Origin of the sequence: Lysinibacillus sphaericus (assembly GCF_015844675.1) — a bacterium.
In the GTDB taxonomy this organism is placed as follows: domain Bacteria; phylum Bacillota; class Bacilli; order Bacillales_A; family Planococcaceae; genus Lysinibacillus; species Lysinibacillus sphaericus_E.
This window is the reverse complement of record NZ_LDGC01000070.1, coordinates 52,236-67,108: the sequence shown is the minus strand read 5'-3', so window position 1 is coordinate 67,108 and position 14,873 is coordinate 52,236. Positions and strand designations below refer to the sequence as shown.

At 34.7% G+C, this 14,873-nt stretch carries 15 protein-coding genes; 8 read left to right on the top strand and 7 right to left on the bottom strand.

Annotated features, from left to right (window positions below; translation table 11 throughout):
• Positions 1-48: 48 nt before the first annotated feature.
• From ABE34_RS17285 to ABE34_RS17275, 3 genes are all read left to right on the top strand, one after another.
• Positions 49-2,214, top strand: coding sequence for a sensor histidine kinase (locus tag ABE34_RS17285; protein WP_197143699.1), 2,166 nt, complete (start codon positions 49-51; stop codon positions 2,212-2,214).
• Positions 2,207-2,833: a response regulator transcription factor gene (locus ABE34_RS17280; protein ID WP_197143698.1), complete on the top strand. Its 627-nt coding sequence runs from the start codon at positions 2,207-2,209 to the stop codon at positions 2,831-2,833. Before ABE34_RS17285 ends, ABE34_RS17280 begins: the two co-directional genes overlap by 8 nt.
• A 179-nt stretch (positions 2,834-3,012) precedes the next feature.
• Positions 3,013-3,213, top strand: coding sequence for a cold-shock protein (locus ABE34_RS17275; protein WP_053592785.1), 201 nt, complete (start codon positions 3,013-3,015; stop codon positions 3,211-3,213).
• A 207-nt stretch (positions 3,214-3,420) separates the two neighbouring features.
• Here the strand turns inward: ABE34_RS17275 and ccsB are convergent, their stop codons facing one another.
• From ccsB to ABE34_RS17255, 4 genes are all read right to left on the bottom strand, one after another.
• A complete protein-coding gene (ccsB, locus tag ABE34_RS17270; RefSeq protein ID WP_197143697.1) occupies positions 3,421-4,590 on the bottom strand; it encodes a c-type cytochrome biogenesis protein CcsB in 1,170 nt (389 codons plus the stop codon).
• A gap of 583 nt (positions 4,591-5,173) precedes the next feature.
• On the bottom strand, positions 5,174-6,034 hold the full coding sequence (locus ABE34_RS17265) for an alpha/beta fold hydrolase (RefSeq protein WP_197143696.1): 861 nt from the start codon (positions 6,032-6,034) through the stop codon (positions 5,174-5,176).
• Between the two features lie 204 nt (positions 6,035-6,238).
• Positions 6,239-6,658 (bottom strand): GNAT family N-acetyltransferase, encoded by a 420-nt coding sequence (locus tag ABE34_RS17260; protein WP_197143695.1) that lies wholly within the window; start codon positions 6,656-6,658, stop codon positions 6,239-6,241.
• Positions 6,659-6,728: 70 nt separating this feature from the next.
• Complete coding sequence (locus ABE34_RS17255; protein ID WP_197143694.1) at positions 6,729-7,211, bottom strand: GNAT family N-acetyltransferase; 483 nt, start codon at positions 7,209-7,211, stop codon at positions 6,729-6,731.
• 247 nt (positions 7,212-7,458) lie between these two features.
• Between ABE34_RS17255 and ABE34_RS17250 the strand changes: the two genes are divergently transcribed.
• The 3 genes from ABE34_RS17250 (at position 7,459) to ABE34_RS17240 (ending at position 9,770) form a co-directional block, all read left to right on the top strand.
• Positions 7,459-8,004 (top strand): hypothetical protein, encoded by a 546-nt coding sequence (locus ABE34_RS17250; protein ID WP_197143693.1) that lies wholly within the window; start codon positions 7,459-7,461, stop codon positions 8,002-8,004.
• A gap of 263 nt (positions 8,005-8,267) precedes the next feature.
• Complete coding sequence (locus ABE34_RS17245) at positions 8,268-8,822, top strand: GNAT family N-acetyltransferase (protein ID WP_197143692.1); 555 nt, start codon at positions 8,268-8,270, stop codon at positions 8,820-8,822.
• A 444-nt stretch (positions 8,823-9,266) separates the two neighbouring features.
• Positions 9,267-9,770 (top strand): hypothetical protein, encoded by a 504-nt coding sequence (locus ABE34_RS17240; RefSeq protein WP_197143691.1) that lies wholly within the window; start codon positions 9,267-9,269, stop codon positions 9,768-9,770.
• Between the two features lie 125 nt (positions 9,771-9,895).
• Here ABE34_RS17240 and ABE34_RS17235 read toward each other — a convergent pair whose 3' ends face one another.
• Positions 9,896-10,450, bottom strand: a complete 555-nt coding sequence (locus tag ABE34_RS17235) for a histidine phosphatase family protein (protein WP_197143690.1) — start codon at positions 10,448-10,450, stop codon at positions 9,896-9,898.
• Between the two features lie 11 nt (positions 10,451-10,461).
• On the bottom strand, positions 10,462-11,091 hold the full coding sequence (locus ABE34_RS17230; RefSeq protein ID WP_197143689.1) for a hypothetical protein: 630 nt from the start codon (positions 11,089-11,091) through the stop codon (positions 10,462-10,464).
• Between the two features lie 557 nt (positions 11,092-11,648).
• Between ABE34_RS17230 and ABE34_RS17225 the strand changes: the two genes are divergently transcribed.
• Together ABE34_RS17225 and ABE34_RS17220 are read left to right on the top strand one after the other, a co-directional pair.
• A complete protein-coding gene (locus tag ABE34_RS17225; RefSeq protein WP_197143731.1) occupies positions 11,649-11,789 on the top strand; it encodes an aspartyl-phosphate phosphatase Spo0E family protein in 141 nt (46 codons plus the stop codon).
• A 135-nt stretch (positions 11,790-11,924) separates the two neighbouring features.
• A complete protein-coding gene (locus ABE34_RS17220) occupies positions 11,925-12,389 on the top strand; it encodes a hypothetical protein (RefSeq protein WP_197143688.1) in 465 nt (154 codons plus the stop codon).
• 178 nt (positions 12,390-12,567) lie between these two features.
• On the opposite strand, the gene thrS is transcribed toward ABE34_RS17220, so the two are convergent.
• Positions 12,568-14,490, bottom strand: a complete 1,923-nt coding sequence (gene thrS, locus ABE34_RS17215) for a threonine--tRNA ligase (protein WP_197143687.1) — start codon at positions 14,488-14,490, stop codon at positions 12,568-12,570.
• Between the last annotated feature and the right edge of the window lie 383 nt (positions 14,491-14,873).

Genomic DNA, 14,873 nt, shown 5'->3' with positions numbered 1-14,873 from the left:
AAGATTGAAATGGGGCATTATTATCATGCAATTAATTGAGAGAAAACAATGAGTAAATGGACATATAGTATTTTCATAACCTACCTACTCCTCGGTATTTATGTACTTGTAGTTGCATCACAAACACCTTATATTGGTATTTTACTAGACACAACTAGCAAACAACCAGTCATGACCGATTTCTATTATCCAAATTGGGCACAGCAAAATAATATTGAAAAAGGCGACCTACTACTGACAATTGATGGCAATCCTGTTCGTTCTAATCAACTCGATTCTCCGGTACGGTGTGCAAAAGAACTGACATTTATGAAACCTAATGGGGATGTTCATGCTGTTTCAATTAAGCATAAAGATATTCCGGAAGAATTTTATTTGCAAATTATTTTTCCACTTTTTTATTTCGTTCTATCATTTGGCGTTGCTATCTATTTATGGCGAATAAACACTGATAACCTACTAACTAGTCTACTAACTTTATTTTTATTAACCTGTTCTTTAGCTTATATCAGTACAGGAGCCTCAGTTAGAGGCAATCTAATCGGCGGATTAGTAATATGTATTGGTATAATTTTATGCATATTACTTTTTATTCACTTCTTACAATTTTATTTCCGCTACCTATGTATAGGATGGCCATACTTCAATACGAAATGGCTTTATTTAACACTACTATTTATACCTTGCTTGGATTTCATAAGAATAGTTAATTCTGACTTTAAGACGATGACAACCTTAATTAAATTAGGAATGTTTGCTGTACTAGTTCTCTATGCGATTTATATTTTACTAACGAGTTATTTACGAACAAAACTGGAAAAAATCCGTTTAATCACTTTTGCATTTATTACACCTTTCTTGCCGTTTTTACTGTTCTTCGTCATACCTGAATTATTCGGGCGGAACCCTATTTTACATAGTGAGGTAGCTGCATTATTTTTATTGTTTATTCCTTTTTCTTTTATCTTCATCCAAGTGAATGAACGATTATTCGATATTGAATATCAATTATCTCGTTTACGTTATTATTCAACACTTGCTTTTTTGTGTGCATTGCTATTAACGACGGGTATTACCCTCCTGTTTATAGACAAATTATCGATTGTTAAAATTATAGGTGTCTTTACACTAGTATTCCTTGTCATCATTGCTAGTTTTTATATAAAAGAGCAACTTGATTTTAAATATCGAAAGATTATATTTTCATCCACCGGCGATTATGTACATAATTTATATGCTGCGGTTAATCGTATGGGGAAAGCAAATAACCAGCAAGAATTACTGGATCAATTCAAGTATGAAATAACAGAAAAGCTAGGTACTACTGCCTTTACAATTACAACAATAACAGAAAGCACTCGAGATGAAGTTATTATGGGGAATCACCTACTTTTACATGATACAGGTGAAGAAAAAATCATGTTACACATTAGACATGTATTACAAAAAGAAGAGCTTCTTTGGCTAGAGTTACTAGCCCTCTATGTCTCTATGTTTATTGATAATTTAAAGCTCATTGAAGATTTAGTGTATGAAATAAAGCTTATGAAGGATCACAATGATACACAGCTTCCTTGGCTCGACAAATTATTATGGAATATGATTGAAAAGGAGAAAAGTATTTTAGCACAGGAGTTACATGACACTATTTTGCAAGAGCAACTTCATTTAGCGAGAGAGTTAGATGTACTTACTAGCTCTCCTATTATTAATAAAGAAAAGGTATTAGATATTCGTGAGCAGTTACTAAATGCATCGAAGGACTTACGTGAGTATTGTGAGAATTTAAGCCCTCCTTTACTGGACACACTTGGCCTACAAATCGCCTTAAAAAAACTAATTCAAAAGGTGAAAATTCGAGCAGACTTTTTGTTTAAAGCACAAATAGAACGTGTACAATTTCAAGATGCAACTTTGCATTTAGTCGTCTATCGCCTTGTGCAAGAGCTCTTAAATAATGCCATTAAGCATGCTGAAGCAACCGAAGTTTCACTAAGACTACAAGCGATAAATCGTGGTTTCATCCTCCAATACGATGATAATGGTATTGGCTGTAATATTGAAAGTTTAATGCATTCTTCAAATTCTATGGGCATAAATGGTATTCGAGAACGAGTCCGTGCTTTTAATGGGGACATCTCGATAACCTCCAATTTAAATGAAGGAATGCATATAGTTATTCAAATACAAGAGGACGTGGATTCAGATGATTAATATTCTTATTATAGATGACCATCCTGTCGTTTTAGATGGTACGAAAACATTATTACAGGATTTAGCAAATGTCCATATAGATACGGAACAGGATAGCGCCGCTGTTCTGTCGAGAATGGATGCTCAAACGTTTCAATTATTTTTGATTGATATTAATATGAAGCCAATCAATGGCATCCAGCTTTCAGAAATGATTAAGAAAAAGCAACCAGAAACACTTATTTTACTCTATACAGGATATGAACTTTCCGATTATTACGAACTACTGATTGAGAAGAAGGTCGATGGACTATTATCAAAGCTCGCTACGAAACAGCAAGTGATTCAAACAATTGAAGCCGCACTAAGGGGCGAAATCTTACTACCAGCTGATTTTTTAGACTTTGTACAGCAGCGTACCAATCTTCCAAACACGCAGCAAGATGTTTTACTAAGTGACAGGGAGCAAGAGATTTTACAGCTTGTCGCACAAGGATGTACAAATAAAGCAATTGCTTCAGCCATCGGGGTCACGCAACGCACTGTTGAAAATTATTTATCCAAGCTTTTTGTCAAACTAAACGTAGAATCTCGTGCAGAGGCCGTAATTGTCGCTAAAGAGAAAGAATGGTTAAAATAATGGAAATGTAAATTTTACATTACAAAATCGGAATATACTGGATAAATATTCGGAATTGTTATATAATCAGAACAATAATTACATTACTTCATCTTATCCGCTAAAATCATTGAAAATGTGATTTTTTTGCAAGTGATCGAAGCAATATGATTGTTTAATTTTTTTGGGAGGTTGTTCACATGACACAAGGTACAGTAAAATGGTTTAACGCAGAAAAAGGTTTTGGATTTATTGAGGTAGAAGGTGGAAATGATGTATTTGTACATTTCTCTGCTATTCAATCAGATGGCTTTAAAACTTTAGAAGAAGGCCAAAAAGTAGAGTTCGGCGTTGAAGAAGGTAACCGCGGACCTCAGGCTACTAATGTTGTAAAGCTTTAATTTATAGCTTTAACATGTAGAGTGCAAAATACAAGAGACATCCAAATTAATGGATGTCTCTTTTTAACGGCTATTTAATTTGTACAGCTTCAGATTTTGAATGATAGCATATATTATTCAAAGTTCCTGTATATATCGGATAAAATAAGAGCATCGCAAAAAGGATGAATCCTTGAGCTGGCCCTAGCATATCCCGCGATAATATCCTTACGCGTAAGAATGTAAACCTGCTATAACTAAATTTACAAATACTTGATTGAATACGATTATTCCAAATCCAATAATCGCTAACCAAGCTGTCTTTTCCCCTTCCCATCCTTTTGAAAGGCGGAAATGAAGGAAAGCGGCATAAAATAAAAATGTGATCAGTGCCCACACTTCCTTAGGGTCCCAACCCCAATACCTACTCCAAGCAATCTGTGCCCAAATCATAGCAAACAATAGACCTCCTAGGGCAAACAATGGGAAACCTATGACAACTGCTCGATATGTAATTTCATCTATTAAAACTGGCTGTACACGGTTTGTTAATGGCTTTAATAACACAATTAATCGTCTTCTCGTAATGAGTACAATCAACCCATATAAAATCGTTCCAACGATAAATGACCAGACAATCGTATTCAATTTCTTCGCATCTAGCTTATTCGTGATCTGTAAAACGCCAACCTGATCCCCACTATCTGTTACTGCACCTTTATTGACAATTAGAGGCGTCATCGTATACTCGGCTGTTTCTTTCTTCTCTAGCTTATTTTCAAATTGAAGCTCGATTTTATCTCCTGCTAAGTTAAAGTAAGTTGCCACTCCAATAAAGCCAATCACGACAATTAAACAATACATAACAAATTCCAAGGCAACTGTACTCTTCGAAAATTTAGAAACATCTAATGTTCGTAACAAATAAATAATACCTGTTGCAAATGAAACCGATAAAACAGCACTTGAAAAGGCAACTGTCATAACATGAATCGTTAACCAATTACTTTGCAGTGATGGAACAAGTGGTGAAACTGTTTTTGTAAAAACGCTTCCATAACCGAGAATAATTAATGACACAGGGATAGTAAACAAACCTACAACAATTTGCTTATATAAAAAATGAATGATCAAATAACTACCAGTAAGCATAATGCCAAAGAACGTCATAAACTCATACATATTACTTACAGGTGCATGATCAACAGCAATCCACCTTAAAATGAAATAAACTAACTGTAAAGCAAATGCAATATATGTAAGTAGAAGCCCAATTTTTCCAAATATCTTTCCTTTTGATTTCACAGCAAGTCCAATCGGTATAATGGCGATCAGAAGTAAAATAAATGCCACGAAAAATGAATTACTACTTAAACTTAATGATGTTTCGTTACTCAATATAACATCCTCCAAAGTATTTTTTTCTCATCTCCATGAGAGGTTGATTTCCGTTCTGACTGGGCGCTTTGTTTTTGTTTTTGCTGTCGCTTCGCTTTCGCACAGAGCAAAGCTTTTCGGGAGTGTCCAGCCTCCACTCCAACTTATATCAATGGTATTCCCCTTCCCTCCCTGTTGTGATGATCCATTTTTTGAGGAAACTATATAGTAGCTTCCAATAAAAATAACGTCATTCATCAAAGTAAGTGCCATCATTTCCCTTTAAATAGTTTTATTTTTTTCAAAATATTTACAATCCTGTCGCGTAAAGTAGAGAACAAATCTTTAAAAGATGCCCTCATATCAAAAAAATAAACCATCTATAAAGGCAAATAGATGGCATGACTCTAACTACATCCTACTAAAATATGAAATAAAAGTCTATTTTAAAAGTTATTTCTATACTAAATATTGAATGACAATTAAAAGACTTAAGCCTGGTCTCTAGTCTAAGAAGTGGCTTTACTTTATTATGCCTAATTTTTTGGGCCAGATCATAAGTTGAGGCATTCCAAAAGACGCCCTCTTATTAAAGAAAAGCGCCCTATTGTTGAAGTTGATTACTTTCCGATTTCCACAGCAAAATTTCATTAGCAACTATTTCAGGACAGTCCCAATGAATGTTATGCATGGTATTATCAATACCTATTACCTTTATATTCTTAATACCTTTTTTAACTTTTTCTATTCCTTTATTTCGGGATGCATCAGCCGATGGAATTGTTGCATGAAACAGTACGACAGGGCATTCAAGACTATCATAGGTAGTTGAACAAGGTTCTTTATAAAACGCTTTAATGGTTGATAAAATGCTAAACCTGTCAGCCTTTAATACATAGTAATTGTTAACCTTTTCAAAGTTAGAGGTTATTGTCAAATCAAGCTGTGAGTCCCATTGCCTCGTTGTGTAATTTTGGTACTCTTTAACTACTTCATCCCATGAACTATATTTACTTGAATCAATATATTCCTGCCAACCTACTAAAGCTTTTACTTCCGTCATCCCATCAACTTGTTCAGGAAATACATATCCTCCATCTATTAAAATAACTCCTCTTATCATGTTTGGATATATTTTCGTGAAATGTAAGGCAAGATCAGCTCCCCAAGAATGTCCCAACAAATAAATAGAATCATTAGTAATCTTCTGTATCACTCTATAAATACGCCTTGCTAAAGAGGAAAACATATAATCCTGCTCTACATCTAGTAATGGAGATTCTCCATGACCTGGATTATCTAAAAGAATAAGGTGAAAGTCATTTATCAAGTATTTAATTAACCCAAGAAAACTTTTTGAATCTCCTGTCAATCCATGAAAGCAAACAAGTGTAGGAAAACTTGCATCACCAAATTCATATCCGTGAAAAGTATAGTCATCTACTGTTTTTTTAAATTCCTTCAATTCCATCCCCCTTATAAAGTGAATGAGGTTATTCCTAAATGATATTTTTGCTCGTTTGTTGAATAAAGAATTCTATTTATAGTTTAAGATTTTATTTACAACACTTTTAAATAAGCTCTCCTTTTCGGTCATACGAGCACGAAAGGAACTTTTCATAGTTGCAGCTCTCTAAGCAGAAACCTTACAGCAAGACATCCCTTGCTCCTATTTATATTTCACATAAATAATTTCCGGATCTCCTTCATCTAAGTTTTCAATATACCCACTTTTTATAAAGCCTGCCGTTTCAAATACCTTATGCATACTAGTATTGGATTGGTTAGTAGAAGAAAAGATTTTTGGAGTTGCAGCCATTTCTACATAAAAAGCTAGTAACGCTGTGGCAATGCCCATTCTTCTCTCAGAGGGCTTCACAATAACTAATGAGATGAAGCAGTTTTCAAAAAAGTCATTCGTAAAAATAAGAAAACCACCAATCCCTTTTTCAGTTTGTTGAATGATACAACGTTTTTCGTTAATGGCTGTACGCAAATATTCGCTTCTTGAAAAATCGCCAATTACTTCTTGATCAATCGCACATATTTCATCGAGATGCTCCATACGTGCTTCCAGCAATTGCGTCATTTTGTTCACCTCATTCTTTAGATGCGAGAAGACTCTTGTGCAAAATTAAGTTGGTTTTCTAATCAAGCATTTAGCTGTTACTTTTACTTATGTTATAACTCATCACTTTTATCTCGGCCCTAAACCCTTTTGCCATCTTTCCTTCATCGATAAATCCGCATTTTTTATAAAGTGACTGTGGGGCAGTATTCGGTAGATTAACCCCTAACACAAGCTCATTAATAGTTGGAAAATGCTCTAAAACAAAGTCTGGCAAAAGCTGTAATGCCGCTTTCGCATAGCCTTTTCCCTGTTCATAAAAGTCTGTTGAAAAGGCACGGATTAAAATAGCCTGTTCATTAGAGCTATATGGCGTAACGCCTTCTTTTTCATGTAACACAAAGAAAGTCACGAGCTTATCTTCATCTAAAACAAGAACGGCATGGCGGTTTTTGTCCTGCTTTACTAGTTCAATACTCTCTTTCGGAGACATCGTATAGCGAAGCTGCTCCTCTGTAATCGTATAACGTTCAATTAAGACATCATCTTTTTTTTCATAAAATTTCAATTTCATCAAAGCTCCCCTTTCATCTTAAGTCGTCATTCTACCTTGGCGTAATTGTAACGGTCCCATTACTTTTGCTACATAAAACAATCGCCACTGACGAATCAAAGTACACATTTCGTATTGTTTATTTTCACGATAATATATTGAAAAAACAGAAAATATAATGTATTCTAACATAATTTAGAAAATTATTTTAGAGAAGGTGTTCATACTGAAACTATTAGAGAGAGCTCAAAAACGAAAAGAAACTGCCATGCTAATTTTAGAAAAATTAAAGCTGCTAGAAAAATGGAATACTATTGGACAAGCTTATGTTGTCGGCGCTACAGCATATGATTTACTAGTGGATTACGATATCGATATCGAAACATTTTGTGTACAGCCTAATGCAGCAGAAGCTATGACAATACTAGCTGATTTAACTAGCAATCCGAAAGTTTTAGAATTAAAGTATCGTAATTATTTGAAAACACCATTTAATGGTATCTATTTTAAAATACAATATGAGCAAATGCCATCAGAAATTTGGAATATTGATATGTGGCTGTTTTCTGAAACACGAGATGGCCCTCTATCACGAGATTTAGTACCGTTAATGAACGATTCCTTAACAAATGAAAGTCGAAAGTTTATTTTAACTATTAAAGAAGAACTTCTTAAGAAGTCCCTAGTACTTCCTTCAATTTATGTATATGAAGCAGTGCTAGACTTCGATATTCAATGCACAGCGGATTTTCTAGATTGGATGGAGCAACAAGATGTAAACATTCAGACAAATTGGCGCCCTTCGAAAAAATAAAATAGATTTATCTCTAATCTGTGCGAAAGCGCAGCGACAGCAACAATAAAACGCCCAGTCGGAACGGAAATCAACCACAAGTTTTGGAGATTATTTATCAAAATATCATTTCCACTAATAACCAAAAATGCTACTATAAAGTTATCTATACATAAGGAGTTGAGTGAATGAGTGTGAAAAGTGCAGTAGATGTTTTGTTTAAACAACAAATAATCCAAGGGTTGTAAACTCTAACTGCAGCTCTTGAACAAGGGAGAAAACAAATGGAAAACTATTTTAAAGAATTTCTTACAGGGCAAGCTATTACATTACAACAAATGACTTCCTCCAACCTAGAAGCATTTGTGAAAATTGAAAGTGAACTGAAGACATTGTTACTGGCTAATGACGACATTCCCTTTCCAAATACCTTTGAGGATCATTCTTCATTCTTTCAAAGTATTAGTGGAAAAAAAGAAGAGTTTTTTTTCGGTATATTCGAAAAGTCGTCAAATGAGCTTATCGGTACCTGTGCCGTCTATGGAATCAATTGGAAGAACAGTACTTGCTCTGTAGGCATTTCAATTGGAGAACAATGGCATGGGAAAGGGCTTGGAACGGATGCAATGAAAACTCTTATTCACTTTATTTTTAATTATATTTCCATTAATAAAATCAAGCTTCAGGTTTTCAGCTTTAATAAAGGAGCTATTCGTTCTTATGAAAAGTGTGGCTTTACAAAAGAAGGTATTTTACGAAATGAACTTTTCCGTTTCGGTCAATTTCATGATGTAGTTTTATTTGGTCTTTTACGAGAAGAATGGAATCAAATGGGATAAGCTTTTTACTCCGTGTGGAAATATTTCAGTATTCTCGATAGATTGTAGCTCGTGTGTAAAAACGTATTATCATCTGCAATTTAGTGATGATAATACGCTTTAGTCACTCCTTGCATGAAAAGCTCCTTTACATCAACGACAAAGTATTCTTCCATATCATTCTTAAAAAAGTGTTGTTTATACGTTCATTTCCCCTACAAGAGACGTTTTATCTCCCACCACCTTCCTTAGTTGCCATCTAGTTTAATTATGGCAATGCGAAAAAAACGGCCCAATAGTAATCATTTCCATTTCATAACCTAGGATATGATGTAACCTCCTAGTTAAAATGAACACTTTCTTACCTGAAAATGCTGAATAAGACTGAACATTATTTTTTTGTTAAGTGTTCAATGTTATCTGATGGTTATATATGGTTTAAATAAATTAAAGGAAGTGACTTTCATGACTTGGCAATATGGTTCTTTTCCTAATGATATAGGCCCATGTCAACAAGAAGGGGCCACAACTTGTGTTGGTGATATGTATTTTGAATGTAGAAATGGTTATTGGAGACCTACCTATCAATACTGTCAGAGTGATAATACACCAACATGGCCACAATATCGTTATGGTCCACAGCTATCGCCACAATTTCGTTCCATTGAAGATATGGGACCATGTCTTCAAGAGGGTTCCTCAACTTGTATTGGTGACATAAGGTATTATTGTAGAAGTGGTCGTTGGAGACCTACCTCCGAATATTGCCCGAGTGATCATACACCAATATGGCCACAATATGGTTATAGTCCACAGTTATCGCCAAAATATCGTTCTATTCAAGATATGGGACCATGTCAACAAGAAGGGGCCACAACTTGTATTGGTGATATGAGGTATTATTGTAGAAATGGTCGTTGGAAACCTACCTACCAATATTGTCCGAGTGATATGTATCCCTATGACTAAATGTTTATACTATAAGTCAACACAGACATTGCATTCATAGCCTCAATAATTTTCTAGGTTTCGTCAGGCAGAAACTTCTTCTCGATAAACTATACCAAGGGGCTGCCAGTAGACAGCCCCTTCTCTTATTCTTCCCAAACTCTTTGAACATCACTTAACATGAAATGCTGAAATGTAAGTTGATAAACATCAGGCATTGAAAGTCTGTTCCAAAATGAGTAATCATATTGTGCATCAAAATATTGCATCATTAAGACCATTATATTGCCGTGTGTACCAATCACTATATTGTCATTTGGATGTGCAAGGATAATTTTTTTCAACGTAGTAATAGCTCGTTCCTTGGCGGCTTCATTTGATTCTCCACCTTCAAATGCGAAATTCGGTTGACTCCATACTTGTTGCATGGCATTGTCAAAATCAATACTATTTCCATTAGATAGCATTCTTTCTTTTAAAGAATCTATCGTATTTATTTCTAACTTATGCCCTTGCGCTATGCCTTCCACCGTCTGCACGGCTCTTTTATATGGACTTGAATAGATAGCATGGATTATTTTATTAGTAAATAATCTAGTAACACGATCCCGATCCTCCAATCCTTTATCAGAAAGCGGGCGATTGTACTCATCGACTGTATAGTAAGAATGCGCGTGTCTTACAAAGTATATTACGGTCATAATTGTTTCCTCTATTTCCCTTCAAATTTTGCCTTTTTTTCTTTCACATAATTATATATATCTACCTTCCATATATCATCCTCTTTTAGTAAAGAAAATATCTTACGGTAGTGGGAGCTTCCGAAAATTATATCCAATTGTACAACTGCTATACTTTCTGTGCTTGTTTCTTTATCCACTGAAATACTATCGTAGTATCTGTACATTAAATAATTCTGTATATCCTCATCTAATAAATAATCTATATACTCTGCTATAAAAGTTTCTTTATCAGGAAGTTCATTGTTGTTGTAGGTAATTGCATATAATTTATCGAATTTATTTTCAAATATTAAATTCATCATAATTAACACCATTTCCTCGGGTGTAAAAGTCTTTAAACTATTTATATTCCCATTGCTTAAAAATTCTTCATATAAAGCTCTTTTTTCCTCTGGCATTTCCTCTAAATATGTAAAATCATAGTCTCTATCAATAATAGGAGGTGTCGGTTTAACTTCTTCTTCATGTTGAACGGAATGGTTAGTAACTACCGTTGATTTTGGAGACTCATCTGTTTTTGTTTTCACTTCTGAACATGCGATTACCATTAAACAAGAAACAATCATAACACTTAAAAATAGCGACCTTGCCTTCAACATTGTATCCCCCCCTATTTTCAATAGATTTTAAACTCACATTTCCACCGTTCGATATATTTCGAAAATTCTCAATATTTTCATCCAAAGTAAAATCCCTTCAATTACAAACAACAAAGAAGTTTATTTGATAAATTGTGACAAGATATGAAACCTATGAAATTTTCAGTCTATGACACCAGATATTTTTATAGTAAAAAAGATGCAAATCTATTAATCATCACCCTGTCCCTTTTCTAAAATCTAGCCAAAAAAAAACCCTAATATTTTAGTGTGAAGGGTAATAAAGTATATAAATAATACAATAAAAGTAATTTATATAGTCCCAATTGTTCATAGTCACTTATATATATATATTGCCCAATATAAGAATAAAATTTTTTTCCTATGACTAAATTACGAATTTCTCAACCTATACACAATGTGACATATTTTTCATTTTAGGTGAGATACAATGAAAAAGTTGAATCGAGGTCAATGTATTTCAAGAATATATGGAGAAAAAATAATAGGGGGAAAAGATTTTGGTTAATTATTTAACGCATAAACAATTCTTGAAGATGAAGATTGAAATAAAAAGGAAAATTATGTATAGAAAGGCTATGGATTTAGGTTTCACCCATCCAAGTGTGGTAGATTGTAGCCAAGAATTAGATGTCCTACTAAATAAATATTCAAAAGCGATCAATAAAGCCAGCTAAAACTATTTTCGATGAGTCGTCTAGTTTTACCCTGTATTCATTTTTGGTTATAAAACCTATTGCTGTTGTTAAAATACGTATAAATAACATAGAAATGGGCTATCTTTTTTATGACAGGAAAAAGGAGGCCAAATAATGCAGGTATTTATTTTATCACTGGTCGTTTCAAGCTTTTTACTACAGCAACCTCAAGATTCAGTAGAAAACACAACATCGGTTCTTTGCATACCTTCTAGAACTACATCTTATAAATACCCAAATAATCAATATCAAGCATTTCGTACTGAGAATGATTTTTATCATATATTAAATAGGACAATCTATGAGGAATATAACAATGCTACCTTGAACATTCGTCAAAGAATAGCCTTTAAGGACGTATCGAAGGCTGAGGAAACATTTAATCTAAAAACAAATTTTATACGTAAAAAAACAGACCTCTCTCAACATACTTTTATTCATCCCAATCGACAAGTATATTTTTTAGCATCCTTTAAGCAATTGGATCAGGAGACTTATCATAAATACCTGGTCATTGACGCTGAGACACAAACTATCCTTTTAGGAAACAGTAATTATCAAAGTAATACCATTAAATAATTGTATTTCGTCTGTTGTTTAATTTATTGTATGCTTGAAAATTGATTAATAGTAGCAAATTCAAAGAAAAAATTAACATTTTTAAGCAAATTCTGAAATTACCATTTATTCCATCGCTGTTATAGCTCGACTCTTGGGAGTGGCTTCCCTAGAGTCGAGCTATATTGTTTTATAGGATTCATTTTATAGTTAAAGCTTTTTGCTGTATTTCTTGCTTTATTTCCTCGATAAACTGCTGCAATGTTTTTTCAATTAAAGCTTGCTGGCCGTATTTACGAACAGTGACATGTTGAGTATCCATTTCTTGATCACCAAGTACTACAATATAAGGTATTTTATTCATTTGCGCTTCTCGAATTTTTTTACCTAGCTTTTCTTGTCGATCGTCAATGCTTACACGGATTTGTTCATTTTTTAAAGCATCAACAACTTGCTGAACATATGCTCGATGCTTATCTGCCACCCCAATAACTTTTACTTGTTGAGGTGCAAGCCATGTTGGGAATGCCCCTCCAAAATGCTCAATCAATATGCCTAAAAAGCGATCAATAGAACCGAATACCGCTCGATGAATAACGACAGGCCTTACTTTTTCATTCTGTTCATTAACATACGTTAAGTCGAATTTCTCAGGTAGTTGGAAATCGAGCTGCACTGTTGCACATTGATGACTGCGATGAATGGCATCTTTAATATGAATATCAATTTTTGGTCCATAAAACGCTCCGTCACCTTCATTTATTGTAAAAGGAAAGCCTAGATTCGTTAGTACGTTTTCTAACGCCGCTTCGGCTTGATTCCAAAGTTCAAGTTCACCCATATAATCAGCGGGACGTGTTGATAATTCAATATCGTATTGGAAGCCAAAAACCTGGTAAACCTCATCAATAATCTTTAGTGCAAGCGTAATTTCTTCTTCAATTTGCTGTGGCGTAACAAAAATATGTGCATCATCCTGGCAAAAAGTACGAACTCGTAAAAGACCATTTAAGGCGCCACTAAATTCATGTCGATGAACTTGGCCAAATTCAGCCATACGAATCGGTAAATCTCTATATGAATGGTAATCATTTTTAAAAATCAGCATATGTCCAGGGCAATTCATAGGTTTTAATGCAAAGCTTTGGTCGTCTACATGAGTAGAGTACATATTTTCTTTATAGTGATCCCAATGTCCTGACTGCTCCCATAAACGCTGGTTCATCATCGATGGTGTCCGTACTTCTTGGTAATCAAATTTTGCTTGTAATTGACGTAAATAAGACTCTAATTCGTTGCGAATAATTTGACCATTTGCTAAATAAAACGGCATCCCTGGTGCTTCCTCTGAAAACATAAATAACTCTAGTTCTTTTCCTAGCTTTCGGTGATTGCGCTTCTCCGCCTCTTCTAGGAAAACAAAATGCTCCTCAAGCTCTTTTTTTGAGGAAAATGCTACACCGTATATACGCTGAAGCATTTGATTATTGCTATCTCCTCGCCAGTAAGCACCTGACACATTCATTAATTTAAAGTGTTGTAATTTTCCTGTGGAAGGTACATGAGGTCCACGACAAAGATCATAAAAGTCTCCTTGCTCATAAACCGTCACTACTTCATCCTCAGGAATATCCTGTAATAACTCTAGCTTTAGCGCATCATGAGCAAATAGCTGTTGCGCCTCTGCTCTCGTTACTTCTTTACGCTGTATTTGTATATTTTCTTGAACAATATGCTTCATCATTTTTTCAATTTGTTGTAAATCACTAGGCGCAAAGGAATGCGCAATGTCGATATCATAGTAAAACCCATTTTCTATAACTGGGCCGACCCCAAATTTAGCATCCGGGTATAAACGCTTAATTGCTTGCGCTAATAAATGGGCTGTTGAATGACGAATCACCTGAATTCCTTCTTTTGTGCTAGCATCGTACAGGGAAATTTGTGAATCCTCCACTATCGGGCGCGTCAAATCAATGATGGTTCCATTCATACTCCCTACGATTGCCTTTTTGCGTAAAGCGGGACTAATCACTTGTGCAATGTCGGTTAATGTAGCACCTTTTGAAAATACTTGTTGTTTACCATCTGGAAATTGAATGTTAATAACTTGATTTGACATGTTTTTCTACTCCTTTATTATAAATTATGCCTCGGCATAATTACGACCGGAATCGGCTTTGTGCTAGCACAAAGAACTCATTTCCGATTCCGTGACATCCGCCGGAGGCTGTAACTTCTTTCAGCTGATGTTTGGACAGACGCTGAAAAGTGACTTAATACCGCACTCATCTTTAACCTATAAAGGTGGGAGTCCTCTACTGAAAGAAGTGACAAATAAAAAAAACACATGCTCGCGCCCCATAAAGGGACGAGCATGTGTTGATTACCCGTGGTTCCACCCAAATTCCCACTAGATGCTCTAGTGGCTCATTGTTATGCAGTAACGTTGCAAGTACGGTGCAAGTTTCCAAGCACTGCTCAAAGGTAGTAAGTTTCGCTAGC